Here is a 19,695-nt window from a genome sequence, read left to right as displayed (position 1 = left end):
GGACGCGACGTGACTGCATCCGCATTCGACCTGGTCGTCGTCGGCGGCGGCCCCGGCGGCTACGTGGCCGCCATCCGCGCCGCGCAACTGGGCATGAAGACCGCGCTGGTGGAAAAAGCGCAGCTCGGCGGCGTCTGCCTGAACTGGGGCTGCATCCCGACCAAGGCGCTGCTGCGCTCGGCCGATGTGCTGCGCCTGGTCAATGGCGCGGCCGCCTTCGGCGTGCGCGCCGGCAGCGCCAGCGCCGACCTGCCGGCCATGGTGGCGCGCTCGCGCGCGGTGGCCGCCCAGCTCAACAAGGGCGTGACCCACCTGATGAAGAAGCACGGCGTGACGGTGATCAGCGGCCACGCCCGCCTGGCCGGCCGCGGCCGGCTCGAGGTAGAGGGCGGGGCGGAGAGCGGGGCCGACGGCGGCCGCCAGGCCCTGTCGGCCCCGCACATCATCCTTGCCACCGGCGCGCGCGCGCGCCAGCTGCCGGCGCTGCCGGCCGACGGCAAGACGGTGTGGAGCTACCGCGAGGCGCTGGCGCCGCCGAGCCTGCCGCGCCGCCTGCTGATCGTCGGTGCCGGCGCCATCGGCATCGAGTTCGCCAGCTTCTACCGCGCCGTCGGCGCCGAAGTCACGGTGGTGGAGATGGCCGAGCGCATCCTGCCGGTGGAGGACGAGGAGATCTCGGCCCAGGTCGCCGCCAGCCTCAAGCGCGACGGCATCGCATTGCACGTGGCGACGGCGCTGGAGCGCGCCGAGCGCCACGGCGAAGGCTGGGCGCTGACGCTGCAGCCGCGTACCGGCGCCGCCACGCGCGTGGAAGCCGACGTGGTGCTGGTGGCGGCCGGCATCGTCGGCAACGTGGAAGACCTCGGCCTGGAGCACACCGCGGCCAGGGTCGAGAAGACGCATCTCGTCACCGACGGCTTCGGCCGCACCGGCGAGCCCGGCCTGTACGCCATCGGCGACGTGGCCGGTCCGCCCTGGCTGGCGCACAAGGCCAGCCACGAAGGCGTGATCTGCGTCGAGCACATCGCCGGCCTGCATCCGCACGCGCTCGATCCCGCGCGCATCCCGGCCTGCACCTACAGCCACCCGCAGGTGGCCAGCGTGGGCCTGACCGAGGCCCAGGCGCGCGCGCTCGGGCGCGAGGTCAAGGTGGGCAGGTTTCCCTTCGTCGGCAACGGCAAGGCCATCGCCATGGGCGCCACCGCCGGCCTCGTCAAGGTGGTGTTCGACGGCGCCAGCGGCGAGCTGCTGGGCGCCCACATGGTCGGCGAGGAAGTGACCGAGATGATCCAGGGCTATGCCATCGCGCAGACGCTGGAAACCACCGAGGCCGACCTGATGGCAGCCGTGCTGCCCCACCCCACCCTGTCGGAAGCCATGCACGAAGCCGTGCTGGCGGCGTACGGCCGCGCCCTGCACATCTGAGCGGCCCGGGCCCCGAGCCGCGCGACCGACACCTGCGCCACAGACAACCCTATCCAGGAGACACCATGTACGACTTCGACCAACGCACCCTGCTGCTGACCGGCGCCAACGGCGGCATCGGCCGCGAGACCGCCCGCCTGTTCCACGCGCACGGCGCGCGCCTGGTGCTGACCGACGTGGACGAGGGCGGCCTCGCCGCCTTCGCGCGCGAGCTCGACCCCGCCGGCGAGCGCGTCGCCACGCTGCGCATGGACGCGGCCGATCCCGGCGACAGCGCACGCGCCGTGGCGCTGGCGCAGGAACGCTTCGGCGGCATCGACTTCCTGGTGCCGTCGGCGGGCCTGTACGAGGCCCAGCCGGTCGACGGCATGAGCGACGAGCAATGGCGGCGCACGCTGTCGATCAACCTCGACGGCGTGTTCTACCTGGTGCGCCGCGCCATGCCGGCGCTGCGCGAGGGCAGCGCCATCGTCAACCTGACCTCGGTGGCCGCCCACCGCGGGGCCTACTACAACGCACACTATTCGGCCTCCAAGGGCGGCCTGCTGAGCCTGACGCGCAGCCTCGCGCGCGAGCTGGGCCCGCGCACGCGGGTCAACGCGGTCTCGCCCGGCATCATCGCCACGCCGATGACGGCCGATCTGATCCAGAAGCGCGGCGCCGACTCGGTCGAGCAGACGCCGCTCAAGCGCCTCGGCCAGCCGCGCGAGATCGCCACCGCGATCGGCTTCCTGTGCAGCTCGGCCGCCAGCTTCATCACCGGCGAGGTGCTGCACGTCAACGGCGGCCTTTACATCGCCGGCTGACGCCGGCAGTAGAATCGAAGCGGAGCCCGCCGCCGCGCGGGCACCGGTCACCTTGCAGCGCCCCCACTCTCATCGTCGCCAAGGAATCCCATCATGCTCACGCTCAAAGACCCCTCCCTGCTGCGCCAGCAGTGCTATATCGACGGCCGCTGGGTCGACGGCGCACGCCATATCGCCGTCCTCAATCCCGCTACCGGCGAGCACGTGGCCCAGGTGCCGCAATTCGGCGCCGAGGAAACCCGCCAGGCCATCGAGGCCGCCAACCGCGCCCTGCCCGCCTGGCGCGCGCGCACCGCCAAGGAGCGCTCGGCGCTGCTGCGCAAGTGGTTCGAGCTGCTGCTCGCCAACCAGGACGACCTCGCCGCCATCATGACCGCCGAGCAGGGCAAGCCGCTCACCGAGTCGCGCGGCGAGATCGCCTATGCGGCCTCCTTCATCGAGTGGTTCGCCGAGGAAGGCAAGCGCGTCTACGGCGAGACCATCCCGGCGCCGATCAGCAGCCAGCGCATCGTCGTCACCAAGGAGCCGGTGGGCGTGTGCGCCGCCATCACGCCGTGGAACTTCCCCGCCGCCATGATCACGCGCAAGGCCGGCCCCGCGCTGGCGGCCGGCTGCACCATGGTGCTCAAGCCGGCCTCGCAGACGCCGCTGTCGGCGCTGGCGCTGGCCGTGCTGGCCGAGCGCGCGGGCATCCCCGCCGGCGTGCTGTCGGTGGTGACCGGCTCGGCCGCCGCCATCGGCGGCGAGCTGAGCCACAACCCGCTGGTGCGCAAGCTGACCTTCACCGGCTCCACCGAAGTGGGCCGCGAGCTGATGGCGCAGACCGCCTCCACCATCAAGAAGGTATCGATGGAACTGGGCGGCAACGCCCCCTTCATCGTCTTCGACGACGCCGACCTCGATGCCGCGGTCGAAGGCGCCATCGTCTCCAAGTACCGCAACGCCGGCCAGACCTGCGTATGCGCCAACCGCCTGTACGTGCACAGCAAGGTCTATGACACCTTCGCGCAGAAGCTGGTGGCCGCGGTCGCCGCGCTCAAGGTGGGTAACGGCATGGACGACGGCGTGCGCATCGGGCCGCTGATCGACGGCAAGGCGGTGGCCAAGGTCGAGGAACACATCGCCGACGCCGTCTCCAAGGGCGCGCGCGTGCTCTCCGGCGGCAGACCCCACGCGCTCGGCCACACCTTCTTCGAGCCCACCGTGCTGGCCGACGTCAAGCCCGGCATGCTGGTGGCGCGCGAAGAGACCTTCGGCCCGGTGGCGCCGCTGTTCCGCTTCGACACCGAGGACGAGGTGGTGGCCATGGCCAACGACACCGAATTCGGCCTCGCCAGCTACTTCTACGCACGCGACCTGGGCCGCGTGTGGCGCGTCTCCGAACGGCTGGAGTACGGCATGGTGGGCGTCAACACCGGCCTGATCTCGAACGAAGTGGCACCGTTCGGCGGCGTCAAGCAGTCAGGCGTCGGCCGCGAAGGCTCGCACTTCGGCATCGAGGACTACCTGGTCGTGAAGTACACGTGCATGGCGGGGATCTGAGGGGGTGCCTGGTGCCGCTGGCAGGCACCATCATCCCGGATACGGGCCTGGGCACGACGCTGGCGCCTGCCCTCTCCCCCGGCCCCTCTCCCGCAGGCGGGAGAGGGGAGCGAACCGGCGCGGTGCAAACCCCGTCGCGCTGAACGAAGCCGAAACGAGATGCACCAGCACCGCACACCAAGCATAGTGTCTTGGCTCCCTCTCCCCGCATGGGGAGAGGGCGGGGGAGAGGGGTGGTCTAGCAAGGCACCACATCCAGCGAAGCCCTCGGTGAGATCCAGCACACGAGCAAACCAACGAAGCCCTCGGCGCCCGCATCACCAAGTCCTCCACCGACAACCCTCCCAACCACGGCAGCATCACCCAACCAACGCCAACCACACCATGCAGATCGACGGCAACACCCAACTCGTCGGCATCGTCGCCGCGCCGGTTTCCCATGTCCGCACCCCGCAGCTGTTCAATGCCGCCACCGCCAGGCAGGGCCTCAACGCGGTCTGCGTGCCCTTCCACGTCGCCCCCGAGGAACTGGCCGCTTTCCTCGACGGCGCCCGCGCGATCCAGAGCCTGAACGGACTGGTCGTCACCGTGCCGCACAAGGAAGCCGTAGTGGCCGCCTGCGGCGCGCTGAGCGACACGGCGCGCCTGGTCGGCTCGGTCAATGCCATGCGTTTCGACCGCGACAAGGGCTGCTGGAGCGGGGGCAACTTCGATGGCGACGGCTTTGTCGCCGGCCTGCGCGAACGTGGCCACGCGCTGGCCGGCAAGCGCGTGCTGCAGCTCGGCGCGGGCGGCGCGGGCAAATCGATGGCCTATGCCATGGCGCGCGAGCGGCCGGCCGAGCTGGTCATCCACAACCGCTCGGCCGACAAGGCGCAGGAGCTGGCCGCGCGCCTGCGCGCGGCGGTGCCCGGCGTCGACATCCGCGCCGGCGGCGACGATCCCGCCGGCTTCGACGTGGTCGTCAATGCCACCGCGCTGGGCCTGCGCGACAGCGACCCGCTGCCGCTCGCGGCAGAGCGCCTCGATGCGTCGACCCTCGTCTGCGAGGCGGTGATGCGGGAAGAGGAGACGCCGCTGCTCAGGGAGGCACGCGCACGCGGCTGCGCCATCCATCACGGGCAATGGATGCTGTATGGGCAGATCGTCGAGATCGCGCGCTTCCTGGGCGTGCCGCTGCGCGCGGAATGCGTGGAGCGCATCCTCGGCCCGGCGGACTGAAGCCGCTGCGCGGCGTGGACTTTCGGCAACAGCGGAATGCCGCGCTCGGCACGCGGGAGCAGGCAGACATCATTGTTTGCAATCGGCGGCGCAGCGCGCGGCTACGATCCAGTCCGCTGTGGCGATTCCGCTGATCTGCCGCAGCTTGCGCCGTCCGCCGCCGCAGCGCGGACGGCGCTTTTCCTTGCCGCCGGGGCCGCACCCCGGCCGGCCGGCGCGGGCGCATAAAAAAACGGCCTGGAAGCTTGAGGCTTCCAGGCCGTCCATCTGCTACATCCTGAGAATAGGTGGCGCGGCTGGCAGGATTCGAACCCACGACCCCTTGGTTCGTAGCCAAGTACTCTATCCAACTGAGCTACAGCCGCACGCGAGGACGTGACTATAACTGAACCACGGAAAAAGGCAAGTACTTTCGTCGATCACCTTGCGATGCAGTCCGCGTCGCGGCCGCCGTGGACCCAGGCAGCCGCGACCGCCTTGATCTCGACCAGCAGGTTCGGCCGCGCGAGCGACGCCACACCGAGGATCGTCCAGGCCGGGAATTCGCGCGTGATGCAGCGCGCCTTGATCTCCCGGAACGCGCCGAGCTGTTCGTCGATCCGGACGTGGTAGGAGACCAGCTCGACCAGGTCCTCGAAACCCAGCCCCTCGTGGACCAGGACCGCACCCAGGCGCCGGAAGGCGAGCTCGATCTGCTCCTCCACGCTATCGGGCACCGTGCCGTCCGGGCGGATGCCGACCTGGCCGGAGATGAAGACAAGGCCGCCGGCAGTGCGCCGGAACGGGGCGGGTCCCCGTGCCCCGGGAGGCCCGACATCGGCGATAATCTGGGCCGCACCGGCATGGCAGCGTATCGAACGACCATGCCAGTATCGAGCATTCGAATCAGGAGGACGCCATGCGTGACATCATCGACGGCTTTCTGCGCTTCCAGCGCGAGGTCTATCCGCAACGGGTCGAGCTGTTCAAACAGCTCGCCACGACACAGAACCCAAAGGCACTGTTCGTCACCTGTTCGGATAGCCGCGTCGTGCCTGAGCTGCTCACCCAGCGCGAGCCGGGCGAGCTGTTCGTGATCCGCAACGCGGGCAACATCGTGCCGTCGTACGGCCCGGAGCCCGGTGGCGTGTCGGCCACCGTCGAGTACGCGGTGGCGGTGCTGGGCGTGCGCGATATCGTGATCTGCGGGCATTCGGACTGTGGCGCGATGGGCGCGATCTCGCGCTGCACCTGCCTTGACCACCTGCCGGCGGTGGCGAACTGGCTGCGCCACTCCGATGCGGCCAAAGCCATCAATGCGGCCCATCAGTTCGATACGCCTCGCGCCAAGCTCGATGGCCTCGTGCGTGAGAACGTGATCGCGCAACTGGCCAACCTGCGCACCCATCCATCGGTGGCGCTGGCGCTCGAACAGGGACGCATGAGCCTGCACGGCTGGGTCTACGATATCGAGACCGGCAGCATCGATGCGCTCGATGGCAAGACGCGCCGTTTCGTACCGCTCGCCGAGTCGCCGACCACCGTTGCCGTGTCTTCGCGCAACCGCGGACAGGTGTGACAGCCTTCCCGCCCGGGAACAGGCCACCGACGCCTGCAGCCGTCTCGCACGAGACGGCATCCGCTTCAGCAGCCGTTCCCGCTTCAGCGCCCCCGCGGTGACGGGCACCGCGGCCCCGCCGCTTTCCGCGTAAGATGGAGCGCTTCGGCCACGGCGCCTCCTCGGGCCGCCGGCCTCCGCCACCCACCGGAAGCGCGATGAACCCGACCGCCCCCATGCCGCAGGAAGCGCCGCAGGAAATCGTCACCAGCATCATCGTCCATGACGTGGCGCCCGACGCCGTCGCGCAGTACGAGGCGTGGCTGGCGGACATCCGCGCCGCCTCGTCGAAATTCCCCGGCTACCTGAGCACCGACGTGATCCGTCCGGCCGGCGGCAGCCGCGAGTACGCGACCATCGTCCGCTTCGCCGACTTCCACAGCCTCAGCGCCTGGATGGAATCCGATGAGCGCCGCCGGCACATCGCCGACATGGGCCCCGCGCTGCGGCAGGGCGACCGCTACGAGATCAAGACCGGGCTCGATTTCTGGTTCACGCCGAAACACGCGCCGGTCAAGGTCCCGACCGCGTGGAAGCAGTGGCTCGTCACCTGGAGCGCCATCCTGCCGCTGAGCATCGTCGTGCCATGGGGCGTCCTGCCGCTGCTCGGGCAGCTCGGCTTCGACCACGACGCCTTCGTGAACAAGGCGGCCGTGACCGCGGCCATCGTGTTCCTGATGGTCTATGTGGTCATGCCGCGCTATACGCGGCTCGTCGCGCCCTGGCTGTTCAAGTAAGCGGCGCGCTGCGGGCCGAGCCGGCCGGCCCCGGCACCCGCGCTCAGACAGCACCGGCCGTGGCGGCCCCGTGGAACAACAGCAGGTTGCCGGTCTCGGTACCCTGGCGCCGCAAGGCCTTCCCATACGCGACCTGGGCCGGCTCCCAGCGCGCCAGCGCCGCGGCGATATCGGCCGGCGCAGATTGCAGCGCATCCGCCAGCGCCAGCGCATTGGCCGCCGCCTTGGACGTGCTGGCCGCCGTATGCGGACGCGGGATCGAGCCGGCGTCGCCCAGGATCGCGATGCGGCCGGACACCATGTGTTCGGAAGCCAGGTCCCGGATGGCCTGCGCGAACGGCTGCTCCGTCGCCGCGACGATCGCGCGGAAGGGCTCGGGCAGCAGGGCCTCGGCATCCTGCTGGAGATGGGCGAGCCAGCGCTCGTCGAGCAGGCCCTCCGGCACCGAGTAGCCGCGCGCCTTGCCATTGCGGTCGGTCATCACGGCAGCGAGCATGCGTGCGTCCGCGACGCGGTACCAGACCCAGTTGTAGAAGCGGTGGCCAGGGCGCGTGTCGTTGTGCTCGCCCGGCACCAGATAACCGAGGATGTGCGAGCCCCGGTTGTTGGCGAAGCCGAAATCGCCGGCCAGCATCTGGCGTGTCGACTCCGGCATGCGGGACTCCGGGACCAGCCCGCGCCAGGCCAGGTAGCCGGCATACGAGGGCCGCGCTTCGGGCCAGATCTGCTGGCGCACGGTCGAGTTGCCGCCGTCGGCGCCGATCAGCAGGTCGCCGGTCTCGACGCTGCCGTCGGCAAAGCGGGCGGTGACGGTGCCGGCCGCCGCATCCTGCTCGATGCCGACCAGCGTCCTGCCCTGCTGATAGCCGGCCTCGCCGAAGGCTGCGCGCAGCCGCGAGTAGATCAGGGACCACGATGTCTGCATCTGGGGCGCGAAGCGCCGGCTGCGCACCGTCCCGTCCGGCTCCAGCACGGTCCGGTAGCGGGAGGCGACGCCCAGCTCGACCTCGCCGGCATCGATGCCCAGGCGGCGGAACACCTCGATCACCTCGGGCTGCAGCACGATGCCGCCGCCGCGGCTGTCGAGGGCATGCGGCGAGCGCTCGTAGATGTCGACCTGCCAGCCGATGCGGCGCAGCAGGTTGCCGATGAACAGTCCCCCGAGGGAACCGCCGATGACCAGCGCGCGGCGCGCCGGGGTGTGCTTGGTATCCATGACAGGCCTCCTTGTTTTGTCGGAGGCCACAGTACGCGCGGCGCGGCCGCGGGAGAATCGCCACGCAGCGCTGCACAGCTTTGCGTCCGGCGCAACGCCTGCGCTGCGGGCCGGCAGGACGGTGCGGAACCGGCCGCGCCGCGCCGGCGCCAGGCCGGCGGCCCCGCCGCAAGCGCCGCCGCCGGCACTTATTGATCAATAGATCATCAACGGACCGCCTGCGGCGCTTCCTGCCCTGGCGCCGGCCGCTTGCCATAGCCGGCGCGCGCCGGCCACCAACAGTCACCGCCAGTCACCGCCAGTCCCGCCCGGCGCCACCACCCGCAGCGACGTCCCGCCGGCGGCTTTGTGCTGGACGCAACGCTACCTTGCGCTGCGCCCTCATTCCAAGCCCGCCTTGCGCCACCTAAGCTTCGGCACATCCCAACCCCGATGCCCGAAACCCGAAGCCATGGAAACCACGACCTCCTCCCTCCACAGCGGCTCGCACCAGGCGGCCGCGCCGATGTCCCCGGCGCTGATTGCGCTGTTCTCGCTGTCCGCCGGCGTGCTGGTGGCCAACCTCTATTACGCACAGCCGATCATCGAACTGATCGCACCGGCCATCGGGCTCTCGCCCCAGGGGGCGAGCGTCATCGTCTCGCTGACCCAGATCGGCTACGCGATCGGCCTGTTCTTCCTGGTGCCGCTCGCCGACCTGCTGGAGAACCGCCGCCTGCTGATGCTCAGCGGCGCCGCCGCCGCGCTCAGCCTGATCGGCGCCGCGCTGTCGTCGCAACCGGGCTGGTTCCTGCTCGTCTCGCTGCTGCTCGGCCTCAGTTCCGTCAGCGTGCAGATCCTGATCCCGCTGGCCGCGCACCTTGCCCCCGAGGCGCTGCGCGGGCGCACCGTCGGCACGATCATGGGCGGCCTGCTCTCCGGCATCCTGCTGTCGCGGCCGCTGTCGAGCATGCTGGCGCAGTTCTTCGGCTGGCGCGCCGTGTTCTTCTCGGCGGCCGCGATGACGCTGGCCACCGTCGCCATCATCGCCATGACCCTGCCGCGCCGCGTGCCGCAGCATCGTGCCAGCTACGCCAGCCTGATCGCCTCGCTCTGGCACCTGCTCGCCCGCTACCCGGTGCTGCGCCAGCGCGCGCTCTACCAGGGCCTGCTGTTCGCCGCCTTCAGCCTGTTCTGGACCGCCGTGCCGCTGGAGCTGGCCAGCCGCCAGGGCCTGTCGCAATCGCAGATCGGCATCTTCGCCCTGGTCGGCGCGCTGGGCGCCATCGCCGCGCCGATCGCCGGCCGTCTTGCCGATGCCGGCCATACCCGCCTGGCCTCGTTCGGCGCCATGGTCGCCGCCGCCGCCAGCTTCCTGCCCGGCCTGGCCGCAGGGCACGCCGCGCTGTACGGCCTCGCGCTGACCGGCATCGTGCTGGACTTCGCCGTGCAGATGAACATGGTGCTGGGCCAGCGCGCGATCTACGCGCTCGATGCCGCCAGCCGCGCACGGCTCAATGCGCTGTACATGACGTCGATCTTCGCCGGTGGCGCGCTCGGATCGGCAGTCGCCAGCACGCTGTATGCCCACGCCGGCTGGCATGGCGTGATCGCCGCCGGCAGCGGCCTGGCCCTGGTATCGCTCGCCGCGCTGGCACTGGCCCCGCGCCGCTGATTCGGCCCGTTCCCCGATAACGCTCACGACCGGAGGTATCCCTGTCATGGACTCCCGACTCTTTTCCCCCATCTCCATCGGCCCGCTCCAGCTCGACCACCGCGTCGTCATGGCACCGCTGACGCGCTCCCGCGCCGGACAACCTGGCAATGTGCCCACCGCGCTGAACGCCGAGTACTACCGCCAGCGTGCCTCTGCCGCGCTGATCATCTCGGAGGCCGCGCAGATCTCCCAGCAGGGCCAGGGCTATGCCTGGACACCCGGCATCCATACCGAGGCGCAGATCGCCGGCTGGTCCGCCGTGGCGGATGCCGTGCACGCCGCCGGCGGGCGCATGTTCCTCCAGCTATGGCACGTGGGACGCGTGTCCCACCCCGTCTTCCAGCCCGGTGGCGCCCTGCCGGTGGCGCCCAGCGCGCTGCCCGTGCCGGGCAAGACCTTCATCCTCGACGAACACGGCCGTGGCGTCTGGGGAGAGATCCCGGTGCCACAGCCGCTGAGCGTCGAAGGGATCGCCGCCATCGTCGCGGACTACCGCCAGGCCGCGCGCAACGCCATCGAGGCCGGCATGGACGGCGTGGAAATCCATGCGGGCAACGGCTACCTGCTGGACCAGTTCATCAACTCGGCAAGCAACCAGCGCACCGACCGATATGGCGGCAGCATCGAGAACCGTGCCCGGCTCCTGCTGGAGGTGGTGGACGCGGTCGCCGCCGAAATCGGCGCCGCGCGCGTGGGCGTGCGCCTGACGCCGATGGGCCGCTTCATGGGCATGGACGACGAGACGCCCGAGGCCACCTTCGTCCATATCGCGCGGCGCCTGAACCAGTGGCCGCTGGCCTACCTGCACCTGGTCGAGCCCGCCATGGTGGGCACCGTCAAGGACGAGGCCGCGGACCCGCGCTGGGACCGCATGATCCGCATGATGCGCGACACCTACCAGGGCGTGCTGATGCTGGCCGGCGGCTACGACGGCCCGTCCGCGGAGAAGGCGCTCGCCGAGGGCCGCGCCGACCTGATCGCCTTCGGCCGGCCCTTCATCGCCAACCCCGACCTGCCGCTGCGCCTGCGCACCTCGGCGCCGCTGAACCAGCCGGATCCGGCCTCGTTCTTCGGCGGCGACGCAGCCGGCTACACCGACTACGCGCCGCTGCCCGACTACGCGCCGCTGCGGTAAGCGACAGACGGTCACGTACCGGGCGCCCTGCGCGCCCGGCCTAACACCTTCGTCTGGTGCGGTCACGACCATTCCGCAATGGCTGCGGTCCGCACCGCCTCCTACACTGCCGAAATCGGCCAGCCCGGGCATGCCGCCCACCGACGCCGGTGCCACGCACCGGAAGCCAAGGAGATTTCCCCATGCCCTCTCGACGCCAATGGTGGATGCTGATCTGCGCCATCGTCCTGGCAGGAGGCGGCCTCGCGCTGTACCTGATGCTGGAGCGGGAGATCGCCCCAGTCCAGGCGCCGGCACCGGAATCATTCGAGCGCGCGCAGGTACTGCGCGGCGCCCGCGTGGCGGCGCTGGGCGATTGCGCGGTCTGCCACACCGCGCCCGGCGGCCAGCCCTATGCCGGCGGCCTGCCGCTGCGCACGCCGTTCGGCACCATCTATTCGACCAACATCACGCCCGATCCCGAGACCGGCATCGGCACCTGGTCGCTGGCGGCCTTCACGCGGGCCCTGCGGCGCGGCATCGCGCGCGACGGCCATCAGCTTTATCCCGCCTTCCCGTATGTCCACTACACGCGCATGTCCGACGACGACATCGCCGCGGCCTACGCTTACCTGATGCGGCGCGACCCGGTATCCGCCGCCGCGCCGCGCAACGACCTGATCTTCCCGCTCGGCTTCCGGCCGCTGGTGGCGTTCTGGAACGTGCTGTTCCTCCGCCCCGGAGCGCAAGCGCCTGACAGCGCCCGCAGCGCGCAATGGAACCGCGGCCGCGAACTCGTCAACGGCCTCGGCCATTGCGCGGCTTGCCATTCTCCGCTGAACCTCATCGGCGGCGAGAAGTCCGGCCAGGCCTTCGCCGGCAACCTCATCGACGGCTGGGAGGCACCTTCGCTGCTCCACCTCGCCAACGGCGCCGTGCCGTGGACCGAGGCACAGCTCGCCACCTACCTGCGCACGGGCATCTCGGGCGCACACGGCGCGGCGGCGGGCCCGATGCTGCCGGTCACGCAGGAACTGGCCACGGTGCCTGCATCCGACGTGGAGGCCATGGCCACCTATCTGTTCTCGCTGCAGCAGCCCGCGCCCGACGACCGCGAGCGGCCGCGCGACACCGCCGGCGCCCCGGTCCCGGGCGATGCCGATGCCGTGCAGCGCGGCCGGGTCCTGTTCGCCGGAGCCTGTGCCTCATGCCACGGCGAGCGCTCGCCCATGCAATCGCTCGGCAAGCGGCCGAGCCTCGCCACCAGCAGCGCGCTCCACTCGGCCAGCCCGCGCAATGCCATCCAGATGATCCTGTACGGCGTGCCATGGCAGGGCGAGCAGGCGCTCCACTACATGCCGCCGTTCCAGCAGGTGCTGGACGACAGCCAGGTCGCCGACCTGGCGGCCTATCTGCGCGCCGCCTACGCCGGGCGGCGGCCATGGGACGGCGTGCCAGCCACCGTCAGCAGCATCCGCAAGGGAGTGATGTCGCAATGATCACGCTGAGAGTCAACGGCAAGAGCCACGCGCTCGATATCGATCCGTCCACGCCGCTGCTGTATGCCTTGCGCGACGAGCTCGGGCTGCACGGCGCCAAGTTCGGCTGCGGCCTCGGCCAGTGCGGAGCCTGCACCGTGCTGGTCGACGACCGGCCGGTCTTCTCCTGCCTGGTCCCGGTGGCCGCGCTGGGGCAGCGCGCGGTCCGGACGATCGAAAGCCTGGGCTCCGCCGAGCGGCCCGGCCCGCTGCAGCAGGCCTTCATCGAACACCAGGCGGCCCAGTGCGGCTACTGCATCGCCGGCATGATCATGCGCGCGCAGGCGCTGCTCGAAGCGAACGCCCACCCCACCGAAGCGGAGATCCGCGCGCACATGGAACCCAATCTCTGCCGCTGCGGCACCCATATGCGGATCCTGGCGGCGATCCGCGCGGCCGCCGCCGGCACCCGCGGCGCGGCCAAGGCGGCGGAGGCCACGCGATGAGCCGCGAGCTCCCCGACGGCCCCGACGGCCCCGACGGCCCCGACAACCCCGCGCGCCGGGCCCTGATGATCGCGGGCTCCCTGGTGGTCGGCTTCACCCTGCTGCCGGCGCGGCGCCCGCTCGCGCAGACGGTGCTGGCCGACGAGGGTGCCGCGGTCACGGTCGCCAGGCAGTTCGTCGCGCTGGCGGGCAGCCTGAAGACCAATCCCTATCTCGACGCCTGGATCCAGGTCGCCCCCGACAACCAGGTGACGGTCTACACCGGCAAGGTCGAGCTCGGCACCGGGGTGCGGACCGCCCTGTTGCAGGTCGCGGCCGAGGAGCTGCAGATCGAGCCCCGCCGCATCGTCTTCCTGACCGCCGACACGGCGCGCTCTCCCGATGAGGGCCTGACCGCCGGCAGCCATACCATGGCGGACAGCGGCAGCGCCTTGCTGAATGCCGCCGCCCAGGTGCGTGGCCTGCTGGCCGACGCCGCCGCGCGCCGGCTGCGCGTCGACCCGGCCAGCCTCACCCTGCGCGACGCCCGCATCGCGGCGCCGGACGGCCGCTCGCTGACGTTCGCCGAGCTGCTGCCGTACGTCAATCTCCACGTGCAGGCCAAGCCCGTCTCGCCGCTGCGCGATCCGGCGGCCTTCACCGTGATCGGCGCGTCGATGCGGCGTCTCGATATCCCCGCCAAGGTCTCGGGGGGACCGAGTTACGTACAGGACCTGCGCCTGCCCGACATGGTGCACGCGCGCGTCGTGCTGCCGCCCGCCTACGACGCGCCGCTGCTCGCGGTCGACGAGGCCGGCGCGCGCGCCACGCCAGGGTTCCTTGCCATCGTGCGCGACGGCAGCCTGCTGGCCGTGGTCGCGCAGAAGGAATGGCAGGCCGTGCTGGCGCAGCGCGCCTTGTCGGCCGGCTGCCGCTGGGGCAAGGGGCGCGCGCTGCCGGCGCCTGACGAAGTGGCCGCGCAGCTGCGGCAGATCGCCACCCAGCACCTGACCATCGCCGACGCCAAGGCGCCGATGCCGGCGGCCGCGCGCACGCTGGAAGCGGCCTACAGCAAGCGCTACCTGATGCACGGCTCGATCGGCCCCTCCTGCGCCGTCGGCCGCATGGAGAGCGGCCGGCTCACGGTCTGGACGCACTCGCAGGGGGTCTATCCGCTGCGCGACGGCCTGGCCGAGATGCTGTCGATGCCGAAGGAGAAGATCCGCTGCGTCCATGTCGAGGGCTCCGGCTGCTACGGTCACAACGGCGCCGACGACGCGGCGGCGCATGCCGCCCTGCTCGCGCGCGCCTTGCCGGGACGCGCGGTGCGCGTGCAATGGATGCGCGACCAGGAAAACCTGTGGGACCACTACACGCCCGCCATGATCACGCAGGTCCGGGCCGGGCTGTCGGCCGACGGCACCATCGTCAGCTGGGACTATGCCTTGTGGAGCAGCTCGCACAACGAGCGCGTGGTCAACGCGGGCCGGCTGCTGCCGGCCACCCAGCTGGCCAAGCCGTTCACACCGGCGCCGTCGGTGCCGATGCTGCAGCCGGAGGGCGGCGGCGACCGCAACGCGATCCCCCTGTACCGCCTGCCAGCCAGGCACATCGTCAATCACTTCTCGCCGACGATGCCGCTGCGCACCTCGGCCATGCGCTCGCTCGGCGCGCATCTCAACGTCTTCAGCATCGAGACCTTCATGGACGACCTCGCGCGCGCGGCCGGCATCGATCCGGTCGAATTCCGCGTGCGTCACATGGATGACCCCCGCGCGCTCGAGGTGATCAGGCTGGCCGCGCGCGAGTCCGGCTGGCCGCGCAAGGCGAAGGCCGCGCGCGCGGGCAAGCGGGGCGTCGGCTTCGCCTTCGCGCGCTACAAGAACCTGATGGCCTATGTCGCCATGGCGGTGGAGGTCTCGGTCGAGCGCGACAGCGGCAGGGTGCGCCTCGAATCGGCGCAAGTCGCGGTGGACTGCGGCCAGGTGGTGAACCCCGACGGCGTGCGCAACCAGATCGAAGGCGGCATCCTGCAGGCCGCCAGCTGGACGCTCTACGAGCAGCTCCGCTTCGACCGCGACGGCATCCGCAGCGTCGACTGGAGCAGCTATCCGATCATGCGCTTCTCCACCGTGCCCGCGCAGATCAAGGTCCACCTGATCGACCGGCCCGGCGCCCCCTTCCTCGGCGTGGCGGAAGCCGCCATGGGGCCGACCGCCGCCGCCATCGGCAACGCCCTGCTGGATGCCACCGGCCTGCGCCTGCGCGACCTGCCGCTGGGCGGCGAAGCGCTGCGCGCGCGGCTCGCCCCCTGAGCCCGCCACCGCCGCGGCAGCAATGCCGCGGCGCCGGCCGGTGGTTCCCGGCTGCCGGCTGCCCGCCATCGACTGCCGCGCCGCCGGTGCGCCTCGCACTTCATTTATCACTCGAAAAACAGCGATTCATCAGGGTAACTACTGCCTGAATCGTTCTTGGTCGCCTGTCACCTCCAACCTATAATTTATCAACCGATCACTGATCGACTGATAAATTAAGGAGAGAGCGATGGCACTGGCCAGGCTTGCACACTATTCCATCCGTACCACCGACCTGGAGCGCTCATGCGCGTTCTATGAGCGTGTCCTGGGCTTCCGGCGCGGCTTCCGGCCGGCCTTCGACTTCCCGGGCGCCTGGCTCTACCTGGGCGACGACGAAAGCGGCTTCGGCACCGTGCACATCATCGGCGTCGATCCGGACAGTCCCGCCGGCCTGTCCGCCTACCTGGGCGACCGGACCCTGCCTGCGTCCGGCACCGGCACCCTCGACCACATCGCCTTCCTCGCCACCGGTGTCCGGCAGATGTGGGACACCCTGCGCGCCGCGGGAATTCCCTGGCGCGACCGCACGGTTCCCGGCCTGGGCCTGCACCAGGTCTTCATCGAGGATCCGTCCGGCGTCACGATCGAACTCAACTACCCCGCGGCGGAAGTCGCCGGCCTCGACATCGCCGGCCTTGCGCAGCCCGACGGCACCCATGCCCTGACTGGAGAACTGGAATGACTACCACACGGCTCACCAAGCCGAAGGCGATCGTCGTAGGCGGCTCGCTCGGCGGCCTGCTTGCCGCCAACATGCTGATGCGCGACGGCTGGGACGTCGAGATCTTCGAGCGCACGCCCGAAGCCCTGGTCGGACGCGGCGCCGGCATCGTCACGCATCCGGAGCTGTTCGAGGCGCTCGCCGCCGCCGGCGTGGCGGTCGACGACAGCATCGGCGTGCACGTGGACAGGCGCATCACGCTGTCGCGCGAGGGCAAGGTCTTGTCGGAACGCGCCATGCCGCAGACGCTGACCGCCTGGGGCAAGATCTACGAGGTCCTGAACCACGCCTTTACGGGCACTTACCGCACCGGCGCCACCGTGGTATCGGCCGATACGCATGGCGACCATGCCGTGGTGACGCTGCAGGACGGCTCGGCGCACCGCGCCGACCTCGTGGTCGCCGCCGACGGCTTCCGCTCGGGGCTGCGCGAGCAATGGCTGCCGGCGGCCGGGCTCGAGTACGCCGGCTACATCGCCTGGCGCGGCCTGGTCGACGAGGCGCAGCTCTCGGCCGGCACCCGCGCGGACATCTTCGAGCAGTTCGCCTTCTGCCTGCCGCCGCATGAGCAGATCCTCGGCTATCCCGTGGCCGGCGCCGCCAACAGCACCGCGCCGGGCCAGCGCCGCTACAACTTCGTGTGGTACCGCGCCACGCGCGAGGACGACGAGCTTCCCGACCTGCTGACCGACGCCAGCGGCAAGTGCTGGCGCAACGGCATCCCGCCCGCGCTGATCCGCCCTCGCGTGCTTGCCGACATGGAGAGCGCGGCCACCGAGCTGCTGGCGCCGCAGTTTGCCGAGGTGGTCGCCAAGACCGCCCAGCCGCTGTTCCAGCCGATCTTCGACCTGACGGTGCCACGCATGGCGTTCGGCCGCATCGCCCTGCTCGGCGACGCCGCCTTCGTCGCGCGCCCGCACTGCGGCATGGGTGTCACCAAGGCCGCCGGCGACGCCATGGCGCTGGTGCGCGCGCTCGGCAGCGGTGCGCCGGTGGCGGACGCGCTCGCGGCCTACAGCAGCGAGCGTGTGCAGATCGGCCACGCGATCGTCGAACATGCGCGCCATCTCGGCGCCTACATGCAGGCGCAACTGAAGAGCGACGAGGAGCGCGCGATGGCCGAGCGCTACCGCACGCCCGAGGCGGTCATGCGCGAGACCGCGGTGTCCCGGCGCTTCTGAGCCCCCTGCCATCCATCGGAGACCCTGCCATGCCCCAAGCCGCCCCCTACCCCTCCCATGCGGACGCCACCGAGCGCGATGCACCGGTGGTCCCCCACCCCATCCTCGGCCGCCCGGACTTCGCCCGCCTGCAACGCATGCGCCGCCGCTTCGCCTGGACGCTGACGGCGGCCATGCTGATGGCCTATTTCGGCTTCATCCTCACGCTGGCCTTCCGGCCGGCCCTGCTGGCCGTGCCGCTGGTTGCCGGCCGGCCCATGACCGTCGGCATCCCCATCGGCTTCGGCATGTTCGCCTTCACCTTCGCGCTGGTCGCGCTCTACGTCCATCGCAGCAATACCGTCTACGACCGGCTGATCGCCGGCATCCGCCAAGGAGAACTGCAATGAAGCGCCTGCTGAGCCTGGTCTTCGCGCTGGCCGCGGCCGCTCCGGCCCTGGCCGCCACACCCCCGGTCGGGCAGGGAATGAACCTGACCGCGATCGGCATGTTCCTGGTGTTCGTCGCGGCCACCCTGGTGGTGACGCGATGGGCCGCCCGCCGCAACCACAGCGTGGCCGACCACTACGCGGCCGGCGGCAGGATCACCGCGCTGCAGAACGGCTGGGCGATCGCCGGCGACTATATGTCCGCCGCCTCGCTGCTCGGCATCTCGGCGCTGGTGTTCACCAGCGGCTACGATGGCCTGATCTACTCGATCGGCTTCCTGGCCAGCTGGCCGATCATCCTGTTCCTGATCGCCGAGCCGCTGCGCAACCTCGGGCGCTACACCCTGGCCGACGTGTTGTCCTACCGGCTGCGGCAGCGCCCGATCCGCGCCTTCTCCGCCACCAGCTCGATCGTGATCGTGCTGCTGTACCTGGTTTCGCAGATGGTCGGCGCGGGCAAGCTGGTGGAACTGCTGTTCGGCTTCAGCTATACCTCGGCGGTGGTCCTGGTCGGCGTGTTGATGGTGGTCTACGTGTTCTTCGGCGGCATGCTCGCCACGACCTGGATCCAGATCATCAAGGCGGCCCTGCTGCTGGCCGGCTGCGCCTTCATGGCCTTCATGGTGATGAGCCGCTTCGGCTTCAGCCTGGACCGCCTGTTCGAGCAGGCCATCGCAACGCACGGCAAGCACGCCGCCATCATGCGCCCTGGCGGCCTGGTCTCGGACCCGGTCTCGGCCATCTCGCTCGGCCTCGCCCTGATCTTCGGCACCGCCGGCCTGCCGCACATCCTGATGCGCTTCTTCACCGTGAGCAACGTCAAGGCCGCGCGCAAGAGCGTGCTCTATGCCACCGGCATCGTCGGCATCGGCTATGCGCTGATCATCGTGATCGGCTTCGGCACCATCGCCCTGGTGGCCGGCGATCCGCTGTACCACAACGGCTCGGGCGCGGTGATCGGCGGCGTCAACATGGTGGCGGTACACCTGGCCCATGCGGTCGGCGGCAACCTGTTCCTCGGCTTCATCTGCGCGGTGGCCTTCTCCACCATCCTGGCCGTGGTCGCCGGGCTCACGCTGGCCGGCTCCTCCGCCATCTCGCACGACCTCTATGCGACCGTCGTGCGCCGCGGCCAGGCCACCGACCACGAGGAAATGCGCGTCTCGCGCGCCACCACGCTCGTGCTGGGCGTGCTGTCCATCCTGCTCGGCATCCTGTTCGAGAAGCAGACCATCGCCTTCATCGTCAGCCTGACCTTCTCGATCGCCGCCAGCTCGAATTTCCCCGTGCTGCTGCTGTCGATCTACTGGCGCGGCCTGACCACGCGCGGCGCGGTCATCGGCGGTACCCTGGGACTGCTCACCGCAGTGGTGCTCACGATCCTGAGCCCGACGGTGTGGGTACAGGTGCTGGGACATGCCACGGCGATCTACCCGTACGAGTATCCGGCGCTGTTCTCCATGCTGGTGGCCTTCGCCGGCATCTACGTCTTCTCGGTGACCGACCGCTCCGCGCGCGGCGCCTGGGAGCGCTCGGCCTACGCCAACCAGCAGGTCGCCAGCGAGCTCGGCATCGCCGGCAGCGGGAAGGCCGGCGGATGAACGCGGCGCCCGCCTGCGCGCCGACGCGGCGCAGGCGGGCCCGGGCCGTTGTTTATCGGTCGATCGGCGGCTTGGTAGAATCCCCGGACA

At 70.6% G+C, this 19,695-nt stretch carries 18 protein-coding genes and 1 tRNA gene; 15 read left to right on the top strand and 4 right to left on the bottom strand.

All coding sequences use genetic code 11. The annotated features are described in order from the left end of the window. The first annotated feature begins 9 nt into the window (after positions 1 to 9). The 4 genes from lpdA (at position 10) to BKK81_RS24820 (ending at position 4,994) form a co-directional block, all read left to right on the top strand. Entirely contained in the window at positions 10 to 1,425 is a 1,416-nt protein-coding gene (gene lpdA, locus BKK81_RS24835) for a dihydrolipoyl dehydrogenase (protein ID WP_071018566.1), read from the top strand. A gap of 65 nt (positions 1,426 to 1,490) precedes the next feature. Beyond that, positions 1,491 to 2,231 carry an SDR family NAD(P)-dependent oxidoreductase gene (locus BKK81_RS24830; RefSeq protein WP_071018564.1) on the top strand — a complete coding sequence of 247 codons (741 nt, stop codon included), beginning with the start codon at positions 1,491 to 1,493 and terminating at the stop codon, positions 2,229 to 2,231. Between the two features lie 93 nt (positions 2,232 to 2,324). Then, entirely contained in the window at positions 2,325 to 3,773 is a 1,449-nt protein-coding gene (gene gabD / locus BKK81_RS24825; protein ID WP_071018562.1) for an NADP-dependent succinate-semialdehyde dehydrogenase, read from the top strand. Positions 3,774 to 4,157: 384 nt separating this feature from the next. After that, entirely contained in the window at positions 4,158 to 4,994 is an 837-nt protein-coding gene (locus tag BKK81_RS24820; protein ID WP_071018560.1) for a shikimate dehydrogenase family protein, read from the top strand. A 69-nt stretch (positions 4,995 to 5,063) separates the two neighbouring features. Here BKK81_RS24820 and BKK81_RS35625 read toward each other — a convergent pair whose 3' ends face one another. From BKK81_RS35625 to BKK81_RS24810, 3 genes are all read right to left on the bottom strand, one after another. Then, positions 5,064 to 5,261 carry a hypothetical protein gene (locus tag BKK81_RS35625; RefSeq protein WP_156811437.1) on the bottom strand — a complete coding sequence of 66 codons (198 nt, stop codon included), beginning with the start codon at positions 5,259 to 5,261 and terminating at the stop codon, positions 5,064 to 5,066. A 21-nt stretch (positions 5,262 to 5,282) separates the two neighbouring features. Then, positions 5,283 to 5,359 (bottom strand) — tRNA-Arg (locus BKK81_RS24815). Between the two features lie 54 nt (positions 5,360 to 5,413). Next, positions 5,414 to 5,818, bottom strand: coding sequence for a RidA family protein (locus tag BKK81_RS24810; protein ID WP_257786975.1), 405 nt, complete (start codon positions 5,816 to 5,818; stop codon positions 5,414 to 5,416). A 74-nt stretch (positions 5,819 to 5,892) separates the two neighbouring features. Between BKK81_RS24810 and BKK81_RS24805 the strand changes: the two genes are divergently transcribed. After that, entirely contained in the window at positions 5,893 to 6,552 is a 660-nt protein-coding gene (locus BKK81_RS24805; protein WP_071018556.1) for a carbonic anhydrase, read from the top strand. A gap of 197 nt (positions 6,553 to 6,749) precedes the next feature. Beyond that, the gene (locus BKK81_RS24800; protein WP_071018554.1) at positions 6,750 to 7,328 is read left to right on the top strand and encodes an antibiotic biosynthesis monooxygenase; all 579 of its coding nucleotides are present in this window, start codon (positions 6,750 to 6,752) and stop codon (positions 7,326 to 7,328) included. Positions 7,329 to 7,371: 43 nt separating this feature from the next. Here the strand turns inward: BKK81_RS24800 and BKK81_RS24795 are convergent, their stop codons facing one another. Continuing rightward, entirely contained in the window at positions 7,372 to 8,544 is a 1,173-nt protein-coding gene (locus BKK81_RS24795) for an FAD binding domain-containing protein (RefSeq protein WP_071018552.1), read from the bottom strand. 451 nt (positions 8,545 to 8,995) lie between these two features. Between BKK81_RS24795 and BKK81_RS24790 the strand changes: the two genes are divergently transcribed. From BKK81_RS24790 to actP, 9 genes are all read left to right on the top strand, one after another. Beyond that, entirely contained in the window at positions 8,996 to 10,198 is a 1,203-nt protein-coding gene (locus tag BKK81_RS24790; RefSeq protein ID WP_071018549.1) for an MFS transporter, read from the top strand. A 46-nt stretch (positions 10,199 to 10,244) separates the two neighbouring features. Beyond that, positions 10,245 to 11,375 (top strand): alkene reductase, encoded by a 1,131-nt coding sequence (locus tag BKK81_RS24785; RefSeq protein ID WP_071018547.1) that lies wholly within the window; start codon positions 10,245 to 10,247, stop codon positions 11,373 to 11,375. Positions 11,376 to 11,557: 182 nt separating this feature from the next. Then, positions 11,558 to 12,853, top strand: a complete 1,296-nt coding sequence (locus BKK81_RS24780; RefSeq protein WP_071018545.1) for a cytochrome c — start codon at positions 11,558 to 11,560, stop codon at positions 12,851 to 12,853. After that, the gene (locus BKK81_RS24775) at positions 12,850 to 13,338 is read left to right on the top strand and encodes a (2Fe-2S)-binding protein (RefSeq protein WP_071018543.1); all 489 of its coding nucleotides are present in this window, start codon (positions 12,850 to 12,852) and stop codon (positions 13,336 to 13,338) included. The genes BKK81_RS24780 and BKK81_RS24775 overlap by 4 nt, the downstream gene beginning before the upstream one ends. Beyond that, positions 13,335 to 15,632: a xanthine dehydrogenase family protein molybdopterin-binding subunit gene (locus tag BKK81_RS24770; RefSeq protein WP_071018541.1), complete on the top strand. Its 2,298-nt coding sequence runs from the start codon at positions 13,335 to 13,337 to the stop codon at positions 15,630 to 15,632. The genes BKK81_RS24775 and BKK81_RS24770 overlap by 4 nt, the downstream gene beginning before the upstream one ends. A 229-nt stretch (positions 15,633 to 15,861) precedes the next feature. Beyond that, complete coding sequence (locus tag BKK81_RS24765) at positions 15,862 to 16,356, top strand: VOC family protein (RefSeq protein ID WP_071018539.1); 495 nt, start codon at positions 15,862 to 15,864, stop codon at positions 16,354 to 16,356. Next, complete coding sequence (locus BKK81_RS24760) at positions 16,353 to 17,576, top strand: FAD binding domain-containing protein (protein WP_071018537.1); 1,224 nt, start codon at positions 16,353 to 16,355, stop codon at positions 17,574 to 17,576. The genes BKK81_RS24765 and BKK81_RS24760 overlap by 4 nt, the downstream gene beginning before the upstream one ends. Positions 17,577 to 17,605: 29 nt before the next feature. After that, positions 17,606 to 17,965, top strand: a complete 360-nt coding sequence (locus BKK81_RS24755; RefSeq protein WP_071018535.1) for a DUF485 domain-containing protein — start codon at positions 17,606 to 17,608, stop codon at positions 17,963 to 17,965. Further along, positions 17,962 to 19,605 (top strand): cation/acetate symporter ActP, encoded by a 1,644-nt coding sequence (actP, locus tag BKK81_RS24750; RefSeq protein WP_071018533.1) that lies wholly within the window; start codon positions 17,962 to 17,964, stop codon positions 19,603 to 19,605. The genes BKK81_RS24755 and actP overlap by 4 nt, the downstream gene beginning before the upstream one ends. Positions 19,606 to 19,695 lie beyond the last annotated feature (90 nt).

The organism is Cupriavidus sp. USMAHM13, from assembly GCF_001854285.1.
Classification (GTDB): domain Bacteria; phylum Pseudomonadota; class Gammaproteobacteria; order Burkholderiales; family Burkholderiaceae; genus Cupriavidus; species Cupriavidus malaysiensis.
Note: the sequence above shows the minus strand (reverse complement) of the source record. Positions and strands in the feature narration are given on the sequence as shown.

Bases quoted from the DNA above. Each gene is read 5' to 3' on its own strand.
- BKK81_RS24830 (WP_071018564.1), top strand. From the start codon at position 1,491: ATGTACGACTTCGACCAACGCACCCTGCTGCTGACCGGCGCCAACGGC.
- gabD (WP_071018562.1), top strand. From the start codon at position 2,325: ATGCTCACGCTCAAAGACCCCTCCCTGCTGCGCCAGCAGTGCTATATC.
- BKK81_RS24820 (WP_071018560.1), top strand. From the start codon at position 4,158: ATGCAGATCGACGGCAACACCCAACTCGTCGGCATCGTCGCCGCGCCG.
- BKK81_RS35625 (WP_156811437.1), bottom strand. From the start codon at position 5,261: ATGGACGGCCTGGAAGCCTCAAGCTTCCAGGCCGTTTTTTTATGCGCC.
- BKK81_RS24805 (WP_071018556.1), top strand. From the start codon at position 5,893: ATGCGTGACATCATCGACGGCTTTCTGCGCTTCCAGCGCGAGGTCTAT.
- BKK81_RS24800 (WP_071018554.1), top strand. From the start codon at position 6,750: ATGAACCCGACCGCCCCCATGCCGCAGGAAGCGCCGCAGGAAATCGTC.
- BKK81_RS24795 (WP_071018552.1), bottom strand. From the start codon at position 8,544: ATGGATACCAAGCACACCCCGGCGCGCCGCGCGCTGGTCATCGGCGGT.
- BKK81_RS24790 (WP_071018549.1), top strand. From the start codon at position 8,996: ATGGAAACCACGACCTCCTCCCTCCACAGCGGCTCGCACCAGGCGGCC.
- BKK81_RS24785 (WP_071018547.1), top strand. From the start codon at position 10,245: ATGGACTCCCGACTCTTTTCCCCCATCTCCATCGGCCCGCTCCAGCTC.
- BKK81_RS24780 (WP_071018545.1), top strand. From the start codon at position 11,558: ATGCCCTCTCGACGCCAATGGTGGATGCTGATCTGCGCCATCGTCCTG.
- BKK81_RS24775 (WP_071018543.1), top strand. From the start codon at position 12,850: ATGATCACGCTGAGAGTCAACGGCAAGAGCCACGCGCTCGATATCGAT.
- BKK81_RS24770 (WP_071018541.1), top strand. From the start codon at position 13,335: ATGAGCCGCGAGCTCCCCGACGGCCCCGACGGCCCCGACGGCCCCGAC.
- BKK81_RS24765 (WP_071018539.1), top strand. From the start codon at position 15,862: ATGGCACTGGCCAGGCTTGCACACTATTCCATCCGTACCACCGACCTG.
- BKK81_RS24760 (WP_071018537.1), top strand. From the start codon at position 16,353: ATGACTACCACACGGCTCACCAAGCCGAAGGCGATCGTCGTAGGCGGC.
- BKK81_RS24755 (WP_071018535.1), top strand. From the start codon at position 17,606: ATGCCCCAAGCCGCCCCCTACCCCTCCCATGCGGACGCCACCGAGCGC.
- actP (WP_071018533.1), top strand. From the start codon at position 17,962: ATGAAGCGCCTGCTGAGCCTGGTCTTCGCGCTGGCCGCGGCCGCTCCG.